The following is a 25628-nucleotide window of genomic DNA, read 5'->3' as shown; positions in this document are numbered from 1 at the left end:
CGTGAGCACGAACGCCAGACGGCCTACCCGCTGCACCCCGGCAGGATGTCCATCGGGCGGTCCCGCGACAACGACATCGTCGTGGGTGACCTGCTGGCTTCCCGCCGGCATGCGGAGCTGTTCGTCGGTCACAGCGGGACCGACGCCGGCGATGTGGAGATCGCCGATCTCGAGTCCGCGAACGGCACGTTCGTCAACGGCAAGCGCATCGTCCGTGAGCCGGTACCGCAGGGCGCGGTGATTGCCGTCGGTCACCATGTGTTCCAGCTTGTCGGCAACGAGCTCGTCGAGTACATCGACTCCGGAGACGTCAGCTTCGAGGCCGACGGTCTGAACGTGTGGGCCGGCCAGAAACAGCTCATGCACGACATGACCTTCCGGCTGCGTGGGAGTGCGCTGCTGGCGGTGGTCGGGCCGAGCGGCGCGGGCAAGTCCACCCTGCTCAACGCCCTCACCGGGTTCCGCCCGGCCGACAAGGGCGAGGTGCGCTACGCCGGTCGGAACATGTACTCCGAGTACGACGAGTTGCGCCGCCGTATCGGTTACGTGCCCCAGGAGGACCTGCTCCACACCACCCTGACCGTGCGGCGGGCCCTCGAGTTCGGCGCCGAGCTGCGGTTCCCGCCGGACACGACCAAGGCCGAACGCGGCGCCCGGGTGGACGAGGTCCTCGCGGAGCTCAATCTCACCGAGCATGCCGGCACCCAGGTGGCCAAGCTGTCGGGCGGGCAGCGCAAGCGCACCAGCGTCGCGCTGGAACTGCTGACCAAGCCCACCCTGCTCTACCTGGACGAGCCCACCTCCGGGCTCGACCCGGGCATGGACAAGAACGTCATGGAGTCGCTGCGCAAGCTGGCCGACGACGGCAGGACGGTCGTCGTGGTCACCCACAGCGTGGCCCAGCTGGAACTCTGCGACTACGTCCTGGTACTCGCCCCCGGCGGGTACGTCGCCTACTTCGGCCCGCCGCGCGACGCGCTGTCCTTCTTCGGGAAGAAGGACTACCCGGATGTCTTCCTGATGCTGGAGGCGACACCGGGCGCGGAGTCGGCGGCCCGGTTCCGCCAGTCGCGCTACTACGTGCCCGCGTCGGTGACCGCGCCGTCGGCCCGCCCGGCGCGCGAAGACCTGCCGAGCATCCGCCAGCAGTCGGTGTTCTCCCAGCTGATCACGTTAAGTCGGCGGACGCTGGCGGTGGTTGCGTCCGACAAGTCCTACCTGCGGCTCATCGTCGTGTTCCCGTTCCTGCTCGGGCTGATCCCGCGGGCGATACCCGGCAGCTTCAGCGCCCCTGTTCTAGGGGATCGCACACCTAACTCGGATGCCGGCACGATCCTGCTGGTGATGGTGTTGTGCGCCTGCTTCATGGGGATGGCGAACTCGGTCCGGGAGATCGTCAAAGAACGGGCGATCTACCGCCGGGAACGGGCGATCGGGCTGTCCCGGAGCGCCTACATCGGCTCGAAGATCCTCGTTCTGACGCTGATCACGACGTTGCAGGCCATCCCGTTCACCCTGATCGGTCTGGTCGGTCGGCAGCCCGCGGACGGTGTCGTGCTCGGAAACTCCCTGGTCGAGTGTCTGATCGCGGTGATCGTGGTATCGCTGTCCTCGGCCATGCTGGGTCTCGTCATCTCCGCGCTGGTCGACAACGCGGACAAGACCATGCCGTTGCTCGTGCTCCTCACCATGGCGCAGCTGGTGTTCAGCGGTGGCATCCTGCCCGTCCACGGCAAGCCCGGCCTGGAGGAGATCAGCCTGATCGCGCCGGCCCGCTGGGGTTTTGCCTCCCTGGCTTCGGTCGGCGACCTGAACACGATCAGTCTGGCCGGCCAGGTGCAGGGTCCGGGCAGTCCGGATCCCACCAAGCTGATCAACAACAAGGTGGTCTTTGACCCGTTCTTCAAGAACACATCGGCGGCTTACCTCACCGACATCGCCGGCGGCGTGGGGATCGGCGTGATCTGCGTCATCGCCACGGCCTTCCTGATCCGCCGGATGGACCCGAAGACCGCCAAGCGCAAGCCCGCGTAGCCGCGACGCCGCCCCCCGCGCTCAGCCGGACTGCCAGCGGGGGGTGGCGTTCAGACCGTTGAACGGGGTCAGCCGCTGCGCGTGGGCATCGTCGAGGCGGTTCGCGTCCGTCACGTAGATCTCGCGGTTGGTGACGCCGTCGCGCTGGCTGGTGAAGGCGATCCGTTTGTCGTCCCCGGCGGCGAACGACGGGTCCTGGTCCTGACCGGGAGCGTTGGTCAGCTGCGCGGCTGCGCCACCGGCGGCGTCCATAACGAAGATGTCCATCTCGGCGAGGTTCGTACCGGCGCTGCGGCGGAACGCGATCCTCTTGCCGTCCGCTGACCAGCACGGGTCGGCGTCGAGACCGTCCCTACCGTCGGTGAGTGCGACGGGCTGGGCGCCGGTGTTGAACGCGTCGACGGTGAACAGCTTGCCGCCGTTGCTCCCGTTCTCGCTGACGAAGTAGACGATCCGGTTGTCCGTCGGTGACCAGGACGGGTCGGTGGCCCCGGCGGGTACGGGTAGTTGCCGGACGCTCGACCCGTCCATCGCGATGACGTAGAGGCCGGTTGAGCCGTCGTTCGGGCCGCGGGTAGCCCTGATCACGACGAACCTCCCGGTGGGGTCGACCGACGCCCGGGCGTCCGGCGCGAGCTGGACGTCCAGCGCTGGGCCGGCGGTGAAAAGGGAGATCGGCACGCCGCTGCCGTCGGCGGCGATCGCCTTGAGGCTGGGGGAGGAGTCACCCACCGTGTAGAGGACGGTCTTGCGTCTGGGCCCGACGATCACCGGGAGCGTGTCCGGATCCGTATCGTGGGTCAGCTTTCGCGGCGATCCCACCAGGCCGTTCGGGCCGACCTGCGCGCTGAAGATGTCCTTCTTGCCGTCCTGCTCGCTGGAGTAGACCAGCGTGTCGTCGCCGAGCGCGACAGCGGCCTTCGGCAGGATGTCGGTGACCTTCGCCTGGTTGTCGCCCGGGTCGGAGCTGGTGGCCAGCGCCAGCACCGCCCCGGCCACCGCCGCCACCGCGACCCCGCTGCCCGCGACGACCAGCGCCGTCCGGCGGCGGGGCCGCGGCAGCGGGCTGTCGCCCCGAACGGTGGCCGGCGTGGACGTCCCACGGGTGCCGCGCGTTGCAATGCCACCGGACGCGCCACCGGACGCGCCACCGGGCGCGGGTAGCTGCCAGTCGCGTAACACCTGGGTGACCGTTGCCTCGGGGTCGACCTGCTCTGTCGACAGCGGCTCGCCGAGCAGGCGCAGCATCAGCTGCTGCGCGCTCGGTCGGGCTGCGGGAGTCTTGACCATCGCGCTCGCGACGATCTCGCGCAGGGGGCTGTCCAGCCCGTCCAGGCGGGGCTCCTCGCTCACCGCACGGTAGAGCAGAACCTGCGCGCTGCCTTCGCCGAAGGGGTAGCGGCCGGTCGCGGCAAAGGTGATGAGCCCGCCCCAGGCGAAGATGTCCACCGCCGGGGTGACCGGCTCGCCCTGGATCTGTTCGGGTGCCATGAAGGCGGGGGTGCCGAGCTGCTGGAGGTCCCCGGTGAGGTCGCTGACGGTGTCCAGCGCGCGGGCGATCCCGAAGTCGATGACGCGGGGCCCGAAGGGGGAGAGCACCACGTTGGAGGGCTTGAGGTCCCGGTGCACGATGCCGGCGCTGTGGATCGCGGTCAGGGCCGCGGCAACGCCGACCGCGAGTTGCTCAAGGTTCGCCGCCGACAGCGGGCCGTTCTCGGTCACGAACTTCGCCAGCGTCCGGCCCTCGATGAACTCGGTGACCAGATACGGTTGTTCGGCATCCGGTGCCGCGTCGAGTACCTCGGCGGTGCACACCCGGGCGACCCGGCGGGCCGTTTCGGCTTCCAGCCGGAAACGCGACCGGAACTCGTGGTCGTCGGCCACGTCGGCCCGGATCACCTTGATGGCGACCAGCCGGCCGGTTTCGGTGCGCCCGAGATAGACGGTTCCCATTCCGCCCTGGCCGAGCGTGCCCAGCAGGGTGTAAGCACCGAGCTGGGCGGGGTCGTGGGGACCCAGCGGGGCCATCTGTGCGTTCAGAGCCGCATCCGGCGCCGTCATTGTCGACCTACCCCCAGACCGCGTGCCATTCGCAACGTCCGCTCAGACCGGCCGGACAGGTCTTCAAGGTACTCCCGCGGTCGTCTCGCTGACTCCCGGCTTTCCCATCGGATCAGGCATGACATGCTCCTGGTATGGCGCGGTCGCGACGGTTGTCTTCGGTAAGCGCTTCTGTGTTTGTTGGTGTGGTGGCCGCTTTTCTGTTAGCGGTGGGTTGTGGTAATGCGAGTTCACCGGTGTCGCCTGCGTCGGCGGCGGCGTCAAGCGCCGGTTCGGGTGGGTCACCCACAGCTGCGCCACCGGCGACCGACCCCACCGCGCCGGTGTGGGGCTTTGTCCGCTCGGACGAGGCTGCGCCGCCCCTTGACGTCGCGCGGACGCCCGCGCCCTTTGTTCAGGCCGGCAGCTGGCAGTCCGCGGCGGGCGACAGTGGTGCGGCGGGCGGCAGTGGTGCGGCGGCGACGGTGGTCCGGCGGGATGTCGGTCGCTACAGCGTGACGTTCCCGGGGATCGGCGTACCCGGCGGGCGCGGTGCCGCGGTGGCGTCCGCGGTCGGAGACCAGCCCGTGAGCTGCCACACCGAGCGGTGGGTACGGTCGGGTTCGGCCGAGGACGTGACCCTGTCCTGCCGGTCGCCGGCCGGGGACTACGCCGACTCGCGGTTCACCGCGTTGTTCACCTTCGCGCCGGCGTCCTATCGTGCGCCGTCGACCTTCTCCGACACGTACTTCCGCGGGCAGGGGGTGAGCCCGACCCCCACCGGGGCGTCGGTGTCGGTCCCGCCGCCCTATACCTACTTTCGCGACGACGCCCCCGGCCAGGCGTCGACCCCGGCGGGCGACCACTACGACGCCGCCGGCCCGGCCGCGTCCATCTCGATCAACCGGATCGGGGTCGGGCACTACTCGATCGATCTGGTCGGTCCGACCTATTCCGCCCGGGAGGGCAACAACCTCCAGGTCAACGCGATCGGCTCCACCCCGGCCGGTTGCAACCCGCTCGGCCGGGACGAGAAGGCCGACCGGCAGACCATCTTCGTCGGTTGCGCCGTGGGCGAGACCTGGACCGACACCCCGTTCGTCCTCATCTACACCAATCAGCACGCGATGATCGGGGCGGACAACGTGCCGTTCGGGCATGCCTTCACCGGCCAGGAGGTCGCCGGCTCAGGGAAGATCGTGCAGCCGCCCCTGGGCAGGACGGTGGAGGTGTGGGACCGGTACACCGCCAACAGCGCCGGCAAGGCGAACACCGTCCGGCACCTCTCGGCCGGTGCGTATGAGGTGACCTTCCCGGCGGCCGGCCGCACCCCGGACACCGTCGAGGTCATCCCCTACGGTGAGCCGACCCACCGGTGCGCGATCGGTGGTTGGAGTTCACCGCGCGGCACCACCGCCGGCGACGTGACGGTCTCGGTCTTCTGTGTGGACCCGGCCGGCGCCAGGTCCGACACCCAGTTCAGCCTCGCCTATGTCAGCGCCGCGGTCCTGACGTCCTGACGCCTGCCCGCCCAGCGCTGTGCCGGCGCTACGCCGTGGTGGAGGCGCTGGGCAGCTCCCCCCGTGGGCTGCCCGGTCTCGCCCCCACCCGGCGGACCTGCGAGTCAGATCAAACTGGATGCAGGCGCGTCACACATCGTCATTCGCTGGGATTCGGGCACACGTTCGCCATGGATTTCATCCGGTACGGCTCGCTGGTGCCCCACCGGACACGGGGTGGCGTGACAGGTCCGCGAACTCGGCGATCAGTTCGTAGGAACGCAGCCGGTCGGCATGCGGGTTGACGTTCGTCGTAATCATGATCTCATCCGCGTCCGTCGCGTCGATGAGCGCGTCCAGGCCGACCCGGACGGTCTCGGGCGACCCGACGATGTGGGACGCCGTCGCGCTGTCGGCTGCGGCGCGTTCGGCCGGCGTCCAGGGATACGCATGGGCCTCCGCGGGGCTGGGAAACACGCCCGGCTGCCCCTGCCGCAGCCGCAACATCGCCAGTTTGGTCGGCCCGGCAAGCCACTGCGCGGCCGTGTCGGTTTCCGCGCACAGGACAGCAGCGGCAACCATCGCGTAGGGCCGGTCCCGGCCCGGCGACGGGCGGAACGTCGACCGGTACAGATCAAGTGCCGGAAGTGTGTTGGCCGAGCTGAAGTGGTGAGCGAAGGCGAACGGCAGGCCGAGAATCCCGGCGGCCTGGGCGCTGTAGCCGCTGGAGCCGAGCAACCAGATCGGCGGCATGTCGCTCTGCGGAACGGCGGTCACCGTCCGCAGTGGATGATCGGGGGGGAAGGTGCCGCCGAGGAAGGCGACGAGCTCGGCGAGCTGGGCGGGGAAGTCATCGGCGGACAGCGGGCCGGCCGAGCGCCGCAGCGCTCGGGCGGTTGCCGCGTCCGTTCCAGGTGCCCGTCCGATGCCGAGGTCGACCCGTCCCGGAAACAGTGCTCCGAGGGTCCCGAACTGCTCGGCGATCACGAGCGGTGCATGGTTGGGCAACATGATTCCGCCCGAGCCGATCCGAATGCCGCTCGTCGCGGCCCCGACCTGTCCGATCAGGATGGAGGTCGCGGAGCTCGCGATCCCAGGCATGCCGTGGTGTTCGGCGATCCAGTACCGGGTGTAGCCAAGCCGTTCGGCGTGGCGTGCCAGGTCAAGGGTATTGCGCACCGCATGGGTGGGCGTTGAACCTGATGCGACCGGCACCAGGTCGAGGACGGACAGGGGTACGGCGCGGTTGAGGCTCACCTCAAAGGACAACCGCCGGCATCCACGAGGAACTTCCCGGCTCTCGTCCCGTGCAACGTCTCCGGCGATCTGACCGCAGCACGATGCGACGGCCCGGAACCCGGTACTGTGGTGAGGTGCCGGCCGTGACATGGCCCCCGGGCTCACCCCATTGTCGCTGCGAGCGACCACGCGCCGAGAGGCGACCTGCGCGGCCGGCACCTTCGTACCCGGGCGCGCGTTCATGCGGACCCGTTCACTCGAACCCGTTCACTCGAACCGCAGGATGTCGTCGACCGACCGGCGGGGTGTCGCCTCCAACGGCTCGGCGTCCGGCAGCGGGTAGCCGACCCTGATGATCATCTGGATGTGCCCGAGGCCACCGATCGAATGCCGCAGCAGCTCCCGGGTCGCCTCAAGATCAACTGCCTGACCCAGCGGAGACGTGGCGATACCCCGCGCGGTCGCGGTCAGCAGAACCCGTTCCATGGCCTGGCCGGCTCGCAGGCGATCGGCCGGCGTGTCGCCGTCGGTGCCGATCAGGACCACCATGGGACGTTCCACGTCAGTCTGCTGTAGTGCCAGGCCGGGTTCACCGACCACATTGAAGTCACGGATCGTGAATTCGGACTGCCGCGGCTGATCTGAGCTGATCACCACATCACGGGGTATGCCGTCGACCGCATCCGCGGTGGTTCGGCTCCATGCCGTAAGTTCCGCCCGATAGGCCGGGTCGTGGTTCTCCAACCAGTCGGCGCGGGCGATCAGCACGCTCGTGTCGATGCGCAGGTCGGCGTCGTCCAGGGACACCAGCCACCCAGCCTCCACCTCGGCCGCCCGCCGCAGCGCCCGCAGCGCGTCCGGTTCCAGGGTGCGTGGGTCGAAGGGCCTGCGGTCGGTGCGCCGATGGCGGGTTGCCGCGAGCAGCACGTCGTTCTCGGGATCAGCCGGTTGGGCGCCCGTGGCAGGGCTGATGTGGATCGTGGCCAACGGTCCGGCGTCAAGATCGTCGCGGGTCGCCGGGAAGATCGTCACGGTTGGGATGAGCCCGGCGGCGCGGATGGCGAGGCGGGCGTGCAGGAGTGCCGCGCCGCAGCTCAGCAGGAGTTGACGACCATCGGGGTCGGCGACGTCGAGCCGGCGGGAGAGATCGGCCAGGAGGTCCAAGCCGGTGGCGCTCACTCGCCAACGCCACGGCTGGGTGTTGTGGATTGACGGGGCCAGACCCGCTGTCTCGACGACCGTGCGGGCGAGGTCCTTCGACAGAGTGTCGCTGCTAGTCACCCACACGACGGTAGGCCCTTCGGTCTGTCATGTCCTGTTGCCTGCGATCCATGGTCGCTAAGGCCCCTTCGGCGGGTATCGTCGGTTCGGTGGAGCCTGTCCGCGTATTCGTTCTCGATGACCACGAGATCGTCCGGCGCGGGATGCGCGAGCTACTGGAAAGCCAGGGCGACATCAAGGTCGTGGGGGAGGCCGGCCTGGTGGCCGAGGCCCTGCGGCGCATCCCGGCGCTACGTCCTGACGTCGCCATACTCGACGCGCGCCTGCCCGACGGCAGCGGCATCGATGTGTGTCGTGACATCCGCTCCGGTACACCGGAGGTCCCTTGCCTGATCCTGACATCCCACGACGACGACGAAGCTCTCTTTGCCGCGATCATGGCCGGCGCCGCCGGCTATGTGCTCAAGCAGATCAGAGGTAACGATCTTATCGGTGCCGTCCGGACGGTGGCGTCCGGCCAGTCCATGCTCGATCCCGCGGTCACCCAGCGGGTGCTGACCCGGTTGCGCGACGGCGCGCCCGAAGACCGCATGCTCTCGGCCCTCAGCGAGCGGGAGCGTCAGATCCTCGGCCTGATCGCCGAGGGGCTGACCAACCGCCAGATCGCCAGCCGGATTCATCTCGCTGAGAAAACAGTCAAGAACAACGTGTCCTCCATCCTGGAGAAACTCGGTCTGACCAGCAGGACGCAGGCGGCGGTGTTCGCCACCAAGATTTCCGGCTGACGGACTTCCCGCCTGACGGGCCCGTGCTGGCGGACTTCCCGCCTGACGGGCCCGTGCTGGCGGACTTCCCGCCTGACGGGCCCGTGCTGGCGGACTTCCCGCCTGACGGGCCCGTGCTGGCGGACTTCCCGCCTGACGGGCCCGTGCTGGCGGACTTTCCGCCTGACGGGCCCGCGCTGGCGGGACTTTCGGTCCCGCGGTCTACCCGAATCGCTCTCGTTCGCGTCGCCGGGCGCTGCGAGGGTGAACAGGGTGGAGACGACATCCGATATCGTGGTGGGAATCGATGCGTCCGCGGATGCCGAGTTGGCCCTGCGCTGGACTTTGGTGCACGCAGCGTTGACCGGCGCGCGGATACGAGCGGTACTCGCCTGGGGTTCGGGCGGGCGTCCACGTGTTGTGGACGACATTTCGCCGTCGATCGGCGTCGACGACCTCGAGCGTGCGGCAATGCAGGTGCTGCATGACGCGGTCCGGCGGACGCATCCCTGTGACCTCGGTGTCGATGTCGTGGAAAGGACGGTTTACGACGCGCCGTCGGACGCCCTCGTCGAGGAGTCCCGGGACGCGTTGATGCTCGTTGTCGGCGCACGCGGGCTCGCCCGGATGCGCCGGACGTTCGTCGGTTCGGTCAGTGCGCGATGCGTGCAGGAAGCCCCCGTTCCGGTGGTGGTCGTACGCGGTCCGGCTCCACCGCAGCCGGACCGTCGCCCGATTCTTGTCGGCGTCGACGGCTCGGCGCCGTCCCTGACGGCACTGCGCTGGGCTGCGGCCGAGGCGAGGATGCGTCACGTTCCGTTGCTGGTATCGCACTGCTGGCAACCCCAACCGCCGCCGAATGCCGCCGGCCTTCCCTTGTTCGACGAGGCGGAGCTGGAAAAGGCTGCCGGCATCACCCTTGACACCGCTGTTGAACAAGGGCTCGCACGCAATCCTGACATTGCCGTCGAGGCCACCCTGGTGGCCGCTGCGGCAGCGTACGGCCTGATCGTGGCCGCCCGTGCGGCCCAGTTGCTGGTGGTCGGTGCCCGCGGCCACGGCGGGTTCGGCGGTCTGCTGCTCGGGTCCGTCGGCCACCAGGTTGTGACGCACGCTCCGTGCCCGGTCGCTGTTATCCGCTAGGGCTAAAGGCCCGACTCCCCAGTTCGGCTTGGCCAAAGGTGATGCGATCGTCGTTCTGTCGCATCGCCGGCGGCTGCAATCAACGGTTCGGCTTGGCCAAAGGTGATGCGATCGTCGTTCTGTCGCATCGCCGGCGGCCGCAATCAACGGTTCGATGAAAGGGAAGGCAGATGAGTCACGACACGATAGCCCGCTGGCAGTTCGCCATCACCACGGTCTACCATTTTCTGTTCGTCCCGTTGACAATCGGACTGTCGCTGCTGGTCGCGGTCATGCAGACGGCGTGGAACCGGACCGGCCACATTGAATGGCTCCGCCTGACCCGCTTCTGGGGAAAGCTGATGCTCATCAATTTTGCGATGGGGGTGGTCACAGGAATAGTCCAGGAGTTCCAGTTCGGAATGAACTGGTCGGACTACTCGCGCTTTGTCGGCGACGTCTTCGGCGCGCCGTTGGCCATGGAGGCGTTGATCGCGTTCTTCCTGGAGTCCACTTTCCTCGGTTTGTGGATCTTCGGGTGGGACCGGCTCTCCAAGAACGTCCACCTCGCCACCATCTGGCTGGCGTCGCTGGGAACGGTGATCAGCGCCTATTTCATCCTGGCGGCAAACTCGTGGATGCAGCATCCGGTCGGTTACCGGATCAACCCCGACACCGGGCACGCGCAGCTCACCTCGATCTGGGCGGTGCTCACGAACCCGACGCAGCTGGTCACCTTCCCGCACGTGCTGGCGGCTTCGCTGCTGACCGGCGGGGCCGTGGTGGTCGGGCTGTCCTGCTGGCACCTGCGGCGGGGCCACCAGGTGGAGCTGCACCGGCGGGCCGTGCACCTGGGCCTGGTCGTCTGCGCCGTCGCGTCGGTCGCGGTAATGATCTCCGGGCACTTCCAGGGGCAGGTCATGACCCGCCAGCAGCCGATGAAGATGGCCTCCGCCGAGGCGCTGTGGGACACCGAACGCGGGGCGGGGCTTTCGCTGTTCGCCTACGGTGACGTCTCGCACGGCGAGAACAAGATCGACATCAAGGTGCCGTACCTGCTGTCCTTCATGGCGACCAACACGTTCTCCGGGACGGTCCGGGGCGTCAACGACCTGCAGGCCGCCGAGGTCGCGAGGTACGGCCCGGGTGACTACACCCCGGTGATGGGCGTCACCTTCTGGAACTTCCGCGCCATGATGGGGCTCGGTGCGGCCTACTTCGGCCTTGCCCTGCTCGGGCTGCTGCGGATGCGCGGCGGCCACCTGCCCGGCGGACGCTATCTCCTGCTCGCATTCGTGTGGGCCTCGGCCCTGCCGTATCTGGCGAACACCGCCGGCTGGATCTTTACCGAGATGGGCCGCCAGCCGTGGGTCGTGTTCGGCCTGTTGCGCACATCCGACGCCGTGTCGCCCGGGGTCTCCACGACAGCGGTGATCGCGACTCTGGCCGGCTTCACGGTCATCTACGGAGCGTTGGCAGCCGTCGCGCTGCAGTTGTTCCTGCGCCACGGGCGGCACGAGATACCAGCCCTGAACCCGAACGTGACCATTGGCGGCCGATCCCGGCCTGGCGAGGCATTGCCGTCGCTCGCCTACTGACATCCCAGGACCGCTGACCGTAGAGCCGCCGGGCACGCGAGACAAGCGATGATCGCGTGCCTGGCGGCCGGGTAGGAGTAGGGCGATGCTTGAGGAGTTCTGGTTCGTACTGGTTGCCGTCCTGTGGGTCGGCTTCTTCGTCCTGGAAGGCTTCGACTTCGGCGTGGCCGCGTTGCTGCCGGTAGTCGGCGGGAGCGACGAGACCGACCGACGGGCGGTGCTCGGCACCATCGGCCCGGTGTGGGACGCCAACGAGGTCTGGCTGCTCACCGCGGGTGGGGCGATGTTCGCCGCATTCCCGGAGTGGTATGCGAGCCTGTTCAGCGGAATGTACCTTGCGCTGTTCCTCGTCCTGTTCTCATTGATCATCCGTGGGGTGTCCCTGGAGTACCGCGGCAAGGCCACCACCGCGGCCGGACGGGCCTGGTGCGACCGGGGGATCGTGATCGGCGGCGTGCTGCCGGCGCTGCTGTTCGGGGTCGCCTTCGCGAACATGGTGCGGGGCCTGGAGATGACCCCCGACCATAACGTGACGAGTGGCTTTCTCTACCTGCTGAACCCCTACGCCCTACTGGGTGGGGTGACCATGCTGTTGCTGTGCGTTCTGCACGGCTCTGTGTTCCTGGCGCTCAAGACCCGCGGCGCGGTACGCGATCGCGCCCGCCTGGTGACCCGGAGCCTGGCCGTGCCGACGCTGGTCGCCTTTGCCGCCCTTGTTGTGTGGACGGTCACGATCCGTGGTGGAATCGCCTCGGCGGCAGTCGCGGCCACGGCTCTGCTCGCGTTGGGTTTTGCCGTTCTGGCCTGGTTCGGCGAACGGGACGGCTTGGCGTTCGCCGGCACCGCCGGTGCGATCGCCCTGCTGGTGGCAAGCTGGTTCGCCGCCCTGTTCCCGGATGTGCTGCCGGCCCGCGGCACGCCCGGGAACAGTCTGACCATCAGCGCCGCGGCGTCCGGGGCCTACACACTCACCGTTATGACATGGGTGGCGGTTCTGTTCACCCCGGTAGTACTCGGCTACCAGGCGTGGTCGTACTGGGTCTTCCGACGGCGGCTGGTCGGGGCGGATCTGGCGGGATCCCATGAGACCGGTTGATCCACGGCTGCTGCGCACCGTGCCGGCCCTGCGCCGCTACCTGGTGCGGTTCGGGGCGCTCGCGGTCGCGTCGGGGGTCCTGGTGGTGATCCAGACAACGGTGTTGGCCGATATCGTGGTCACGGGTCAGGTCGTGGTCACGGATCCGACGGCCCTGGTCGGGCGGCACAGCGGCGCCTGGGACGGCGCCCGGATCGGGGCCGGAACCGGGATCGGGGTCGCGGTTCTCATTGCGGTCGTCGCCGCCCGGTCGGTGGTGGTCTGGTTGTCCGAGCGGACCGCGCAGCGGACTGCCCCGGCGGTCTCGGCGGATCTGCGTGCCGCCATGCTCGGGGCGGTCGTGGAACAGCTGGCCGTCGAGCAGGCGTCCGGCGAGCGGGTATCCGGCGAGCAGGCGTCCGTCGAGCAGGCGTCCGGCGAACATGGCGGCGGCGGGCGGGACCGGGACGGCGGATCGGGGGCGCTCGCGGTCACCGCGGGCGCCGGCCTCGACGGTATGGACGCCTACCTCACCCGCTTTCTACCGGCCCTGGTCACGGTGGTGGTCGTCCCGCCGTTCCTGCTCGTCCGCATCGCCGGTGCGGACCTCACATCCGCGATCATGCTCGCCGTCGCCCTCCCACTGGTACCGATCTTCATGGTGCTGGTGGGGCTCGCCACCCGGGCTCGGACCGACCAGCAGTGGGCGGTGCTCGGCCGGTTGTCCGGGCACTTCCTCGACGTCGTCGAGGGCTTGCCGACATTGAAGATCTTCAATCGGGCGAAGGCTCAGGTGGAGGTGATCCGCCGGATCACCGATGCCTACCGGGAACAGACCATGGTGGCGTTGCGCTGGGCGTTCGTATCGTCGTTCGTTCTGGAGCTGCTGGCGACCCTGTCGGTGGCGCTGGTCGCGGTGTCGGTCGGACTTCGGTTGGTGTCGGGCTCACTCGACCTGCGTAGCGGGCTGGTCGCGCTGCTGCTCGCCCCGGAGGTGTACCTGCCGCTGCGCCAGGTCGGCACGCAGTATCACGCGACCGTGTCCGGCCTGACCGCGGCCGCCGCCGCCCTCGATGCGATCGACGCCGTGCCCACCGGCGTCGTGCCCACCGGCGCTGGCACCCGCACCGTGGCCGGCGGCTCGGCCGGCCGGCGGCCGGTTTCCGTTCCCGTTCCCGTTCCCGTTCCCGTTCCCGTTCAGTTCGACACACTGCGGCTGGACGGGGTGCAGCTGCGCCATGCGCAGCGCGTCGACCTGACCATCCGTCGCGGGGAGATCGTCGCGCTGGTCGGGCCGAGCGGCGCTGGTAAGAGCACGGTGCTGGCCCTGCTGCGTGGGGCGCTCATCCCGGCGCAGGGCCGGGTGTTGGTGGACGGCACCGATCTCGCCGCCCTTGACCCGGCCGGCTGGCGGGCCCGGATCGCCTGGCTGCCGCAGCGTCCCCATGCGGTCTGCGGTGGCACGGTCGCCGACGAGGTCCGGCTGGGACGGCCGGGCGCCGGTGCCGCCGAGGTCACCGCGGCGTTGGCCGCCGCGGGTGCGCCACCGGCGGGCCGTGCCGTGGGCGAGGACGGCGGGGAGCTGTCAGCCGGTGAGCTACGCCGGGTGGCGCTGGCCCGGGTACTGGTCCGCAACGCCGCGTTGGTCCTGCTCGACGAACCGGGGGAAAGCCTGGACGCCGCCGCGGAGGAGCATGTGGCCGCGGCGGTCGCGGCGCTGCGCGGACATGCCACGGTGGTACTCGTGGCGCACTCCGACGTGCTTGCCGGGGTCGCCGATCGGGTGATCACAATCTCGGCGGGACGGGTGACCGACGACCGCACGACGGTACCCACGCCGTTGTGTCCACCGGGCGTTCCCGTTGCAACACCCGTCGTCGTCCCGATTGCCATCGTCCCCGATCCTGTCCCTGCTGCCGCTGTCGGTGCTGTCGGTGCTGTCGGTGCTGTCGGTGCTGTCGGGGCCGCCGGGGCCGCCGGTCTGTCGGGAGTGTTGCCACGGCGGGCGTTGGTGCTCTTCGCCTCGGCGTGGCAACGGTTCGCGCTCGGCATCCTTGCCGGGGCGGTCGCCCTGGGGTGCGGCATCGGCCTGACCGCCACCTCGGCCTGGCTGATCGTCCGGGCGGCGCAGCACCCACCGGTGCTCACGCTGATGGTCGCGGTCGTCGCCGTACGTGCCTTCGGGCTCGGCCGGCCGGCCTTTCGCTACGTTGAGCGGCTTGCCAGTCACGACGCTGCCCTGCGCGGGCTGGCGCAGCTGCGTGCGGAGGTGTTCGCGCGGCTGGTCCCGCTCGCTCCCGCGGGTCTTGGTAGCCATCGGCGCGGGGACCTGCTGCGCCGTTTCACCGCGGACGTCGACGGGGTCGGGGAGTCGCTGTTGCGGGGTGTGGGCCCGGCCGTGTCCGCGGCGTTTGTCTGTGCCGGGGCGGCGATCGGTGTTGCGGTCGTGCTGCCGGCCGCGGGCGCCGTCCTGGCGGTCGGTCTCGCCGTGGCCGCGGTGATCGCCGGGCCGGTGACCGCCCGCCGTACCCGTGGGACGGTCACCGCCACCGCGCTGGCGCGGGCGCGCAGGGACACCGAGATCGTCTCCCTGCTCGACGGTCTGGACGAGTTTGTCGCGTTCGGCGCGGTCCGGTCCCGGCTTGCGCTGCTGCGCCGCCGCGACGACGAGATCCTGCGGCTGGTCGGGCCGTGGCAGCGGTCACCGGCGTGGGGGACGGCGACCGGTTCCCTTGCCGCCGGCCTCACGCTGGCGGCCATCAGCGTCGTCGGGGTGGACGCCGTGCACCGCGCGGTGCTGTCCCCGGTGATGCTCGGCGTGGTCGTGTTCACCACGATCGCCGCCTTCGAGCCGCTGGCAGGCCTGACCGGCGCCTTCGCGGCACTCGCCGAAGCCCGCCAGGCCGCGGGTCGGGTCTTCGCGGTCCTCGACCGCGAGCCGCCGGTCGGCGAGCCCGCTCGGCCCCGACCCCTGCCCGCCGGCCCACTCGACGTCCGCATGGCCGGCGTTCGCCTGCGGTACGGCCCGCACGGCCCGCTGGTGCTCGACGGCTTCAATCTGTACCTACCGGCCGGCAGCCGGGTCGCGCTCGTCGGGGCCAGCGGCGTGGGCAAGAGCAGCGTCGTCGACCTGCTGCTGCGCTTCCGTGACCCTGTGGCGGGCCGGGTCGAGGTCGGTGGGGTGGACCTGCGGCACGTCGGAACCGACGAGCTGTATCGAAGTGTCACCGGGATGACACAGGATGCGCACGTGTTCGACGCGACGGTGCGGGAGAACCTGCTGATCGCGCGTCCCGGGGCGGCTGACGCGGAGCTCACCGGCGTGCTCGCCCGGGTGGGGCTCGCCGACTGGGTCGCGGCCCTGCCGGACGGCCTGGTGACCCGGGTCGGGGCGGACGGCGAGCGGATGTCCGGCGGCCAGCGTCAACGGTTGCTGCTGGCCCGCGCGCTGCTCGCCGATCCACGGGTGCTCATCCTCGACGAACCAACCGCACACCTTGATCCGGTGACCGAGGCCGCGGTGATGCGCACGATCCTGGACGTGACCCGCGGCCGGACCCTCCTGCTCATCACTCACCGCACCAGCGGTTTCGACGAGCTGGACGCGGTCGTGACACTGGCGGGCACCGCCGACGGGATTGCCGGGGAGATGCCCGCCCTGCGTCACGCCGCCTGACCGCGTCACCGGATGGCGTCACCGGATGGGGTCACCGGATGGGACCGGATGGGACCGGATGGGGTGACCGGATCAGGACCCGCCGCAGACGCCCTAGGCGTCCTGATCCGGTACCCGGGTGCGGGCCGACCACGACAGTCGGGTGCCGGCGCCGGCGGGGGAGAACACGATGAACCTGCCCCCCAGCTCCTCGGCCCGGCTGCGCATGTTGGCCAACCCACTGGAGTGGTTGCGCCCATCGGGATCCACGCCGCCGATCCCGTTGTCGATCACATCCACCCGGACTTCTCCGTCGGTGGACCAGACCGTCACGTGCACCTGCGTCGCCCGCGCATGCCGGGCGACGTTGGACAGGGCCTCCCGCAGGACGGCCACCAGATGCTCCCCGACAACGTCACAGACGGTTGAGTCCACGGCACCCTCGAACCGCAGGTGCGGGGTGAACCCGAGGGAGGAGGTGGCGTCGTCGACGATGTCGAGGAGCTGCCCACGCAGGCTCGGGAGGTTCTGGCGGCCGCGTCGGCGCAGTTGGAAGATGGTCGTCCTGATCTGCCCGATGGTCTCGTCCAGATCATCGATGTAGGAGGTGAGCCGTTCGGACTGCTGGTTGGTCGCCTCGGTCTGCGCGACCAGGCCCTGCAGCCCGATCGCCGTGGCGAAGATCCGCTGGATCACGTGATCGTGCAGGTCGCGGGCGATGCGGTCGCGTTCTTCCAGGACGGCTATCCGGTCACGGTCGGCGCGGGCCTGGGCCAGTTCGAGCGCCAGCGCGATATGCCCGGCGAATCCCGACGCCATGTCGATGTCGGCATCGGTGAACAGTCGGCCGTCGGTACGCCGGCCGAGAACGAGCGCGCCGACACTGTCGCCCGAGGCGATGAGCGGAATGACCATCAGCGGGCCGCTGCGCCCGGCCAGCGGATCGGACGCGGGAACAACGGTGCCGACCAGCCCGTCGGGGTAGTCGCCGGTCGCGACCTGCACGATGAGTTCCTCGGGCGAGGATCGCGGCAGTAGAACGGCGGAGAAGTCGGCGTCGGCGACTTCCTGGGCTCTGCGCGCAATCAGCTCCAGTGGGTTCGGTGCCTCAGCCAGCAGATGGCGGGTGATGTCGGCGGACGCCTGCAACCAGCGTTGCCTGCGCTGGGACTCCTCGAAAAGACGTGCGTTCTCGATGGCGACACCAGCGCTTGCGGCGAGTGCCTGCACGAGCTCCTCGTCTTCCGCGGTGAAACGCGACGCGTTCTGTTTGTCCGTCAGGTAGAGATTGCCGAAGACCTTGGTTCCGATACGGATCGGAACGCCGAGGAAACTGTGCATGGGCGGGTGCCCGGCTGGGAAGCCGTCCGCCCGGCGATCGGTGGTGATGTCGTCGAGCCGCAGTGGGTAGGGTTCGCGGATGAGCAGGCCGAGGATGCCCTTGCCACGAGGAAGATCACCAATCCGGCGAACCATGCTCTCGTCGAAGCCGACATGGATGAACTGCTCGAGGTGCTGGTCGTGGGCGATCACGCCGAGTGCTCCGTAGCGGGCATCGACGAGATCACAGGCCGCTTCGACAATGCGGGTGAGCACGACGGACAGGCTCAGGTCGGAGGCAACCATGCGGCTTGCGCGCAACAGACCGCGTAAGCGACTCTGCGTCACGATCAGGTCCTTCGCCCGATCGACCCGATGGGTCACGAAATCGTCGCCGTATGGTTGCACGGCGTTCCCGCTTCCAGTTTCCGCGTCCATGACGATCTCAACGTATTACGGCCGGCGGCGGGTTGATCCGTCAGTCGGGCAACGTCGCGCGAATCATCTCGGCGGCCGCGGCAGGCGTCGGAGACGGCCTTGGTGACCCACCGGCTGCCGCGCTTCCGGGTGATTCTCTTCACCACCGATCGGATTCGCCGTCGGATCCGCCGGAAGATTGTTAGTATCTGACGCCGGCGCGGAGTCGGCCGGCAATCATCGGGGTAGGTTTCCGTGATCGGGCGATGATTCGCAAATCCGACTCAACGGAACATGTGAATGTCCACCGGTCGTGGCGAAAATAGTCGAGGGCGTGGGCCGACGTGTTTCCGGTACGGCATCGGTACGGCATGGTCCGGGTGACCCTCGCCTGCGGCCACAGGCGGTAGGAGGAAGCGGGCGATGAGCGACTTCGTCGGAGCGGTCGACCAGGGCACCACGAGCACCCGTTTCATGATTTTTGATCATGATGGCAACGAGGTCGGGCGCCACCAACTGGAGCACCAGCAGATCCTGCCCTGCTCCGGATGGGTCGAGCACAATCCCGTGGAGATCTGGGAACGTACGGCGGTGGCCATCCAATCGGCGTTGGCCGGAGCCCACCTCAGGTCGTCCGACCTGGTGGCGCTCGGCGTCACCAACCAGCGGGAGACCACCGTCGTGTGGAACCCCCGTACCGGCCAGCCCTACTACAACGCGATCGTCTGGCAGGACACCCGAACCGACCGGCTCGCGTCGGCGCTGATCCGAGACGGCCGCGGTCAGATCATCCAGAGCAAGGCCGGGGTGCCGCCGGCGACCTACTTCTCCGCGGCCAAGATCCAGTGGATTCTCGACAACGTGGACGGGGTCCGCAGGGCGGCGGAACAGGGTGACGCGATCTTCGGGACCATGGACAGCTGGCTGCTGTGGAACCTCACCGGGGGTCCGCACGGCGGGGTGCACGTGACGGATGTGACAAACGCCAGCCGCACCATGCTGATGAACCTTCAGACCCTCGACTGGGACGACGAGCTGCTGTCGTTGTTCGACATCCCGCCCGCCATGCTCCCGACGATCCGGTCGTCATCCGAGCCGGCCGGCTACGGGACGACCACGCAGGCCGGGCCGCTGGGCGGCGAGGTGGCGTTGACCGCCGCGCTCGGGGACCAGCACGCCGCAACCGTCGGCCAGGTGTGCTTCGCCCCCGGCCAGGCCAAGAACACCTACGGCACCGGCAACTTCCTCCTGCTGAACACCGGAACGCGGGCCGTGTGGTCCGGTCACGGCCTGCTCACCACGGTCGGCTACCGGTTCGGTGACCAGGATCCCGTGTATGCGCTGGAAGGCTCGATCGCGGTCACGGGCTCGGCGGTGCAGTGGCTGCGGGACAATCTCGGCATCATCGCCAGCGCGGCGCAGAGTGAGGCGCTGGCCCGGCAGGTGCCCGACAGCGCCGGCCTCTACTTCGTCCCGGCCTTCTCTGGGCTGTTCGCGCCGTACTGGCGGTCGGACGCGCGCGGCGTGATCGTGGGCCTGTCGCGCTTCCACACCGGGGCGCATCTGGCCCGCGCCGCCCTGGAGGCGATCTGCTACGCCAGCCGCGACCTGGCCGAGGCGATGGGTCAGGACTCCGGTGTGGTGTTCGACGTCCTGCGGGTCGACGGCGGTGTGACAGCCAACGACCTGTGCATGCAGACGCAGGCGGACATCCTCGGGATCCCCGTCAGCCGACCTGTGATCGCGGAGACGACGGCCCTGGGCGCGGCCTACGCGGCCGGCCTCGCGGTGGGCTTCTGGCGGGACACCGACGAACTCGCCGCGCACTGGCGGGAGGACCGCCGGTGGGAACCCGAGTGGTCGTTCGACCGGCGCGAAAGCGGGTACGCGGGTTGGCGTAAGGCGGTTGAACGCACCCTGAACTGGGTGGATGTGGGCTGAGTCACCAACAGTATTTCCTGGACCGAGAAAGAGTGGACATTCACGCACCGCCCAACGGTCGGAATGAGTGGGCGGTGAAGGGCTGTCCGGCCGCCGCGGGAAGACGCCAGCCTACTCCGCCGGAAACGGTCCGCCCTATCGGTATGGCCCTGATAACAGAGTGACCCCGCCGACGGCGGCCCGTCCGAAACGCCGCCGTTACCGTGTTACCTCGCTGCCGGGCGCTGTTTGTTGTTTCGGTCACGCATCGGGGTCGGCGGGATCCGGTGTGGATTGCATGCTAACGTCGATTATGTGTTGCCGCACGGAGCGGCCGGTCGGCAGCGTCATCATCCTGGTGCCGGCCTGGTATGCCGGTTGGATATGTTAGTTGGATATGCCGGCCGCTTCGTGCACACTCGCCCTGGAAGACGTAGGACTCCCGGAGGACCCGTGTCGAAGTCGAAATGGCAGAGACAACTGAAGGCATATGACAGACGGCTCCTCGAAGGCCAGTCGATGGACGAGGAACAGAAGACCGACTATCCGCTGGGCTGGTATTTCGCCCGGTTCAGTGAAGATCTCGTGCCCGGTCAGGTCATTCCCGTGGAGTTCATGTCTCATCAGTTCGCGCTCTTCCGAGGGAAGAACGGCGACGTCGGAATGATCGACAGTCAGTGCTGCCACATGGGTGCTGACCTCGCCCGTTGCGGGACCGTCGTCGATGATCGGATCAAATGCGGTTACCACGCCTGGGAATTCGGGACTGACGGCGGCTGCGACGTCATCCCGGGGCTGGATCGGTCGAAGATCCCGCCACGGGCGGGCCAACGGTCGATCCCCGTCCGTGAACACGCCGGCAACATCTGGTTCTGGTACGGGCCGGAGCCTGTCGGCGAGTTCACGGAGGTCTCCTACGCTGACTCCAAGAAGTACCTCAACCTCAAGGGTCAGGTCTACATCGCGCACGGGAAACTGCTGCCGGTAGCGGAGCACGTTTCCGACATCTACCACTTCCCGAACGCCCACAAGGGCACCGGGCGCCTTGAGTACGCGGTCCTGGTGAACAAGGAGGAGCGTCTTGAATACCAGCTCCGGCCGGCCGACGACGCGAGCCGGAACAAGGTCCAGCGGTGGTTCAAGCCGTTCGCGTTCATCGAGATGATCGGGCCGTCCGCGGCCATCTACCGGACGCAGAAGGACGCCACGATCGACCGCTCCGGGCCGATGCTGACGATGGTCCTCGGTGGTACACCCATTCGGGACGATCTCACGATCTTCACGTGGCGGGTCGTGGTACGCAAGATCGGCCCGGGGCCGCTGTTCGCTCCGCTCAACCACGCGCTCGCCCGCATGATGTGGCTCACCGTCCAACGGAACGCCTATGCCGACATGGACGTTCTGAAATGGTTGCGGATGCCCGAGAAGACTCTCTGGGTGAAGCCGGACGGCCCGTCCGTACGGGAGTTCCGCAGCTTTTTCAACCGTGGCATCGTGCCGGGCTGGCGTTTCGGCGACCCCATGCCGGAGGAATCGACCGCCAGCGCGTAGGAGACGCGCCCTCGTGCGGCATCCGGTGTGAATCCGCATTCAGTGCGAACCCGCGGTCGGCGTGAACCTGTATTCAGCGTGGACCTGGCGCCCGGCCCGTGACAGGGCCGGGTGGGTGCGCCATGCCGTTGTTCCGGTATGCGCTACAGTCACCCGTCACGCTCACGGGGGGGCTTCATGCTGGGATTTTGTAGTTTTGTCGTCCTGGTCATCATGGTTGTCGGGCTCGTCGGGCTGGTGCGCGGACACCTGCACCGGCTGCACGTCCACAACCGCCGTACCGCCGGATTCATCACTGGAGCGAGTTTCCTGTGCGCCCTCGTGCTCGGGGCCGTCGGGGGCAACCCCGGCCCGGTCGCGGTCACATCGCTGGCGGTGTCGAGCTCGCAGAGCCAGTCCGCCAGCCCGTCCGCGTCACCGAGCCCGTCGGCCGCGCTCGGGTTCCCTGTCGGCGAGGCCGTCGCAGCTGGGCCGGTGACCCCGACGGCTGGCGAGGTCCCGCCGGCCCCGCAACCGGCCGTAGCGGTCGCGACCACGTCCGCGTCCGCCGCCGTGTCCGCAGCCGGGAACGCCGCCACGGCCCCGACTACACATCCGGTATCCCGACCATCGGCCCAGGCCCCCGCGGCTGCGCCCGCGCCGCGGCCGGCGACGACCGCGGCGGCCGCACCGGCGGGCAACTGTGACCCCGCCTACCCCGATGTCTGCCTTCATGACGGGATCGGCGACTACGACTGTGCCGGCGGCTCGGGCGACGGCCCCAACTATGTGCAGGGCCCGCTGCGGGTGCGCCTGCCCGACCCGTTCAAGCTCGACGGTAATCACGACGGTACCGGTTGTGAGAACGGCTGACCGCTCTCCAGCCGCTCAAGCCGTGCCCGGCGCCGCCACGTATCACGACGAGTGGTGTGCCGCCACGCACCACGAGTGGAAGGTTCCCGTCCGTATATAGGGTATTTCGGGCGTTGGATGTACGTCGACCTTCCACTCGTGCGCTGCCCCCGCCCGGTCCGCCCGGTCCGTCCGGTCCGTCCGGTGGCTCCGGCCGACCAGTCCCGTCCATCCCGGTTGGCCGGCCGCTCGGGTCGGCCGTGCCGCCGGACATGTCGCCTGATCGCGGCTCCTTGTCGTCACGTTGGCTTCGGCTGGGGCCACTGGTGGACCTCGATCGTCCCTGGACCTGATACATTCAGATCCGTCGCAAGGCGACGCGCGCCGCTAGCTCAATTGGCAGAGCAGCAGACTCTTAATCTGCGGGTTCGGGGTTCAAGTCCCTGGCGGCGCACCCATCCTGACCAGCGGTTATCGCTTTAGGTAGTTGCTTTTTCTCGATCTTGACAGCAACCGTGACAGCAACGTCCCCGGTCATGCTGCGCTTCCCTGGTCGTCCTGATCCTCTGGCCCGCTGTCGGTGTCGGTCGTTGCAGCGTCGCCGGTCGGTGCGTCAGGGTCCTCACCGAGGAGCGAGCCGATCTTATCGGTGGCGTCGCGGGAGGCCGCGGGCATGACGTGGCTGTAGACGTTCATCGTGACGGCGATTGCGGAATGTCCGAGTAGTTCCATGACGACCCGCGCCGGCACGCCCTGGGCGAGCAGGAGCGACGCACAGGTATGACGAAGATCGTGAAGGCGGACCTTGCGGACACCGGCCTTGGCGCACAGGGCGTAGAAGTGGCGGTTGAGGTTCCGCGGTTCGATCGGGGTGCCGATCGTCGTGGTGAAGACCAGCCCGGTTTCCCGCCAGGTTTCCCCGGCTTGGGCGCGTTCCGCGCGCTGGCGTCGCTGATGGGCGTGCAGCGCATCGACGCAGATTGCTGGTAGCGGGATGGTCCGGCGGGACCGGGCGGTCTTCGGGGCGAACAGGACGAGCTGCCCGCCGGAACGGTGCAGCGTCTGGCGGACGGTCAGGGTCCGGCCGACCAGGTCGACGTCTGCCCAGGACAGGCCGAGTGCCTCACTGCGGCGCAGGCCGAGCGCGACCGCCACGGCGTATACGGGGTACAGCCGGTCGTCTTTCGCCGCCGCCAGCAGCGTCCGTGCTTCCTGGGCTGTGAGCGGGCGGACCTCGTCTCGGCGTACCGGGCCGGGTTGCACGAGCTTCGCGACGTTGCGCGAGAGCAGTTCTTCCCGGACGGCGTGTTGCAGCGCGGCGCGCAGGATCGCGTGCAGGTACTGGACGGTACGGGCGCTGAGTCCTTCCTCGCGTTTCGCGACGAGGAACGTGCGGATGTCGGCGGGCCGGAGCGCACCGAGCCGTTTGGTGCCGAGACCGGGGATCAGGTGGTTACGAACGTTGCGACTGTAGTCCTGGTAGGTCGTCGGCCGCAGGCGATGGCGGGCCACGTCGGCCAGCCAGGTTTCGAGGTACTCGCCGACGCGTCGGGCGTCCTCCGATGCCGGCTGTCCCTGCTGTGTCTTGGAGACCAGTTCGACGAGTTTCGCCGCGACTTCCTTACGGGTGGCGCCGTAGGCGCTCTTGCGCATGCGCCGGCCGTCCGGTGTCAGGACATGCACCGAGCCGACCCACCGGCCGTCCTTGCGCTGGTAGATCGAGCCTTCACCGTTCCCGCGCTTGGCCATCAGGCCACCGCCCGCGGGTTGCGATCAGCACAAGCACAAGTAGACATGGTGGAAGATCACTCCTTGCCGAAAGATATGAGAGGGAGGGGAATCCTCGGGGACGTGGCGTCCGACGGTCGGGGCTGTTCCGGTCCCTCGGCAGATCAGGCGCCTATCAGAGGAACGGAAGAAAAATGGGGAGAAGCGAAGGACCGCGACCACCGGTCAGGGCCGCTGGGACTGCGCGGGCACCCTGCGGTACGGGGCGATGTCGGGCACCCAGCCGCCGGCCGGACCAGGCCCGTGCGATCGGGGAGTTGCCGGAAACGCCGTGCCGGGGATCGCGCGGAACACCAGCACGATGTCGACGTCCCCGAGGGCTTCCACGAAGACGGCGTCGGTGGGGATCGTGACGGCGGTCCGGGCAATGTCGAAGGGGCCGGCACCGGGTTTGACGGTCATCTCGTAGTAGCCGTGTCCGGGGGCGTCGAGGCGGACGAAGGGCTGTCCGTCGGAGGGGTCGCGCGGTAGGTCGAGGTCAGGCGGAATGATAGGCATCACGGTCTGCGCTCCTTGCATTGGAAGGGTGCGGATCGAGGTCCCGGTGTGGTGTTCGAGCACCCGCCGGGGCCGCTTACTCGATCTTTCTGTTCCGACGACTTGCGACGTGTCCCAGGTGGACCGCGGGCCAACAGGCCGGTCGGGGCGAGTTGCCGAACACCAGCCCGCCGCCGGCGCGCGAGCGTGGTCATGCCGCCGCCTCCCCGTCGCAGAGCCCACGGAGCCGATCGACGTAGGCGACGAGCGCCGCCCGCGGGATCCGCCGTGCCCGTCCGATCCGGACGGATTCGATCTGGCCAGCGTTGAGCAGCTCATAGACCGTTGTGCGGCTCACGCCGAGCAGCTCAGCGGCTTCCGTGGGGGTGAGAAGGAGCTTGTGCACGGTTCCTCCGGTCGTCATCGGGTCGAGGATTCAGGCCGCATGGGGCATGCTCGGGTCGGTTGCCGAAACGGCGGGCGGATCTCCGCGGGCCGCATGGGCCGCGTCGAGTTGGGCGCGCCAGCGGTGCCGATCGGCGACCGCGCGCAGCAGCAGGTGTTCCCGGCGGGGTGTCGCCGGATCACCCGGGTGGAGAAGCTGCCAGACGACCCGGTCGGGCGCGGCGCCCTGGCCGCCATCGCCGGTGTCGGTGTCGGTATGGCCGAGGACCGCGAGCTGTTCCCGAATCCACACCTTCCGATCTTGCTTGTGATCGGCAAGGGTCTTCCCGGACCACTTCCGCGAGACCAGCACACGGCGTCCACCGAAACCGAGGGTTTCGCGCCGGTGGACCTTGCCCTTGCACCGCCCCGGCACCAGCCCGCCGCGGGGGCTTTTCGGTTGGACGCCGTAGAGCAGCCAGTTCGCGCAGCCCGGCGAGCACGGCTCGTACCGCAGGGCATCGGCGAGCCGGTCAACATGCGCCCGCTGCGCATCGGTGGCGATGGCATGGCAGGTATCCAACGACTTCGTCAGGTACTTGGTGAGATAGCCGATCAACCGGCCGGTGTTGCTGTTGTTCGCGGTCACCCCGTCCGCGCGAACCTGCACCCCGAACCGGACGACATGGGTAG

Annotated in this window: 18 protein-coding genes and 1 tRNA gene; 11 read left to right on the top strand and 8 right to left on the bottom strand. The window is 68.8% G+C overall.

The window, feature by feature from the left end:
- The coding region (locus U9983_RS14770) for an ATP-binding cassette domain-containing protein (RefSeq protein WP_322754583.1) at positions 1–2034 on the top strand (2034 nt) is incomplete at its 5' end.
- A 21-nt stretch (positions 2035–2055) separates the two neighbouring features.
- On the opposite strand, the gene U9983_RS14765 is transcribed toward U9983_RS14770, so the two are convergent.
- Positions 2056–4095 carry a protein kinase domain-containing protein gene (locus tag U9983_RS14765; protein WP_322754582.1) on the bottom strand — a complete coding sequence of 680 codons (2040 nt, stop codon included), beginning with the start codon at positions 4093–4095 and terminating at the stop codon, positions 2056–2058.
- A gap of 236 nt (positions 4096–4331) precedes the next feature.
- Between U9983_RS14765 and U9983_RS14760 the strand changes: the two genes are divergently transcribed.
- On the top strand, positions 4332–5594 hold the full coding sequence (locus tag U9983_RS14760) for a hypothetical protein (RefSeq protein WP_322754581.1): 1263 nt from the start codon (positions 4332–4334) through the stop codon (positions 5592–5594).
- Between the two features lie 177 nt (positions 5595–5771).
- On the opposite strand, the gene U9983_RS14755 is transcribed toward U9983_RS14760, so the two are convergent.
- On the bottom strand, positions 5772–6830 hold the full coding sequence (locus U9983_RS14755) for an LLM class flavin-dependent oxidoreductase (RefSeq protein WP_322754580.1): 1059 nt from the start codon (positions 6828–6830) through the stop codon (positions 5772–5774).
- 249 nt (positions 6831–7079) lie between these two features.
- Positions 7080–8093, bottom strand: coding sequence for an Acg family FMN-binding oxidoreductase (locus U9983_RS14750; protein ID WP_322754579.1), 1014 nt, complete (start codon positions 8091–8093; stop codon positions 7080–7082).
- Between the two features lie 89 nt (positions 8094–8182).
- Here U9983_RS14750 and U9983_RS14745 point away from each other — a divergent pair, with 89 nt between their 5' ends.
- From U9983_RS14745 to cydD, 5 genes are all read left to right on the top strand, one after another.
- Positions 8183–8818, top strand: coding sequence for a response regulator transcription factor (locus tag U9983_RS14745; RefSeq protein ID WP_322754578.1), 636 nt, complete (start codon positions 8183–8185; stop codon positions 8816–8818).
- 252 nt (positions 8819–9070) lie between these two features.
- A complete protein-coding gene (locus U9983_RS14740; RefSeq protein ID WP_322754577.1) occupies positions 9071–9940 on the top strand; it encodes a universal stress protein in 870 nt (289 codons plus the stop codon).
- Positions 9941–10110: 170 nt separating this feature from the next.
- Positions 10111–11517, top strand: coding sequence for a cytochrome ubiquinol oxidase subunit I (locus tag U9983_RS14735; protein WP_322754576.1), 1407 nt, complete (start codon positions 10111–10113; stop codon positions 11515–11517).
- A gap of 85 nt (positions 11518–11602) precedes the next feature.
- Complete coding sequence (gene cydB / locus U9983_RS14730) at positions 11603–12613, top strand: cytochrome d ubiquinol oxidase subunit II (protein WP_322748517.1); 1011 nt, start codon at positions 11603–11605, stop codon at positions 12611–12613.
- On the top strand, positions 12600–16268 hold the full coding sequence (gene cydD / locus U9983_RS14725) for a thiol reductant ABC exporter subunit CydD (RefSeq protein ID WP_322754575.1): 3669 nt from the start codon (positions 12600–12602) through the stop codon (positions 16266–16268). The genes cydB and cydD overlap by 14 nt, the downstream gene beginning before the upstream one ends.
- 93 nt (positions 16269–16361) lie before the next feature.
- On the opposite strand, the gene U9983_RS14720 is transcribed toward cydD, so the two are convergent.
- Positions 16362–17915, bottom strand: coding sequence for a GAF domain-containing protein (locus tag U9983_RS14720; RefSeq protein ID WP_322754574.1), 1554 nt, complete (start codon positions 17913–17915; stop codon positions 16362–16364).
- Between the two features lie 492 nt (positions 17916–18407).
- On the opposite strand from U9983_RS14720, the gene glpK reads away from it, so the two are divergent.
- The 4 genes from glpK (at position 18408) to U9983_RS14700 (ending at position 22740) form a co-directional block, all read left to right on the top strand.
- Positions 18408–19925, top strand: a complete 1518-nt coding sequence (gene glpK / locus U9983_RS14715; protein ID WP_322754573.1) for a glycerol kinase GlpK — start codon at positions 18408–18410, stop codon at positions 19923–19925.
- Positions 19926–20357: 432 nt separating this feature from the next.
- The gene (locus tag U9983_RS14710; RefSeq protein ID WP_322754572.1) at positions 20358–21455 is read left to right on the top strand and encodes a Rieske 2Fe-2S domain-containing protein; all 1098 of its coding nucleotides are present in this window, start codon (positions 20358–20360) and stop codon (positions 21453–21455) included.
- A gap of 177 nt (positions 21456–21632) precedes the next feature.
- Complete coding sequence (locus tag U9983_RS14705; protein WP_322754571.1) at positions 21633–22307, top strand: hypothetical protein; 675 nt, start codon at positions 21633–21635, stop codon at positions 22305–22307.
- A gap of 360 nt (positions 22308–22667) precedes the next feature.
- Positions 22668–22740, top strand: a tRNA-Lys gene (locus U9983_RS14700).
- Between the two features lie 80 nt (positions 22741–22820).
- Here the strand turns inward: U9983_RS14700 and U9983_RS14695 are convergent.
- The 4 genes from U9983_RS14695 to U9983_RS14680 form a co-directional block, all read right to left on the bottom strand.
- Positions 22821–24035 carry a site-specific integrase gene (locus U9983_RS14695; protein ID WP_322754570.1) on the bottom strand — a complete coding sequence of 405 codons (1215 nt, stop codon included), beginning with the start codon at positions 24033–24035 and terminating at the stop codon, positions 22821–22823.
- Between the two features lie 204 nt (positions 24036–24239).
- Positions 24240–24572 (bottom strand): hypothetical protein, encoded by a 333-nt coding sequence (locus U9983_RS14690; RefSeq protein WP_322754569.1) that lies wholly within the window; start codon positions 24570–24572, stop codon positions 24240–24242.
- Positions 24573–24762: 190 nt separating this feature from the next.
- Positions 24763–24957, bottom strand: coding sequence for a helix-turn-helix domain-containing protein (locus tag U9983_RS14685; protein WP_322754568.1), 195 nt, complete (start codon positions 24955–24957; stop codon positions 24763–24765).
- Between the two features lie 30 nt (positions 24958–24987).
- On the bottom strand, positions 24988–25628 hold a 641-nt coding region (locus U9983_RS14680; RefSeq protein ID WP_322754567.1), incomplete at its 5' end, for a replication initiator.

Origin of the sequence: Protofrankia sp. Cas3 (assembly GCF_963555955.1) — a bacterium.
GTDB lineage: Bacteria > Actinomycetota > Actinomycetes > Frankiales > Frankiaceae > Protofrankia.
The sequence above is the reverse complement of the archived record's forward strand: the minus strand, read 5'-3'. Positions and strand labels throughout refer to the sequence as shown.

Coding starts and splice junctions, on each gene's coding strand:
- cydD (WP_322754575.1), top strand. CDS start 12,600: ATGAGACCGGTTGATCCACGGCTGCTGCGCACCGTGCCGGCCCTGCGC.
- U9983_RS14765 (WP_322754582.1), bottom strand. CDS start 4,095: ATGACGGCGCCGGATGCGGCTCTGAACGCACAGATGGCCCCGCTGGGT.
- U9983_RS14690 (WP_322754569.1), bottom strand. CDS start 24,572: ATGCCTATCATTCCGCCTGACCTCGACCTACCGCGCGACCCCTCCGAC.
- U9983_RS14695 (WP_322754570.1), bottom strand. CDS start 24,035: ATGGCCAAGCGCGGGAACGGTGAAGGCTCGATCTACCAGCGCAAGGAC.
- U9983_RS14705 (WP_322754571.1), top strand. CDS start 21,633: ATGCTGGGATTTTGTAGTTTTGTCGTCCTGGTCATCATGGTTGTCGGG.
- U9983_RS14735 (WP_322754576.1), top strand. CDS start 10,111: ATGAGTCACGACACGATAGCCCGCTGGCAGTTCGCCATCACCACGGTC.
- cydB (WP_322748517.1), top strand. CDS start 11,603: ATGCTTGAGGAGTTCTGGTTCGTACTGGTTGCCGTCCTGTGGGTCGGC.
- glpK (WP_322754573.1), top strand. CDS start 18,408: ATGAGCGACTTCGTCGGAGCGGTCGACCAGGGCACCACGAGCACCCGT.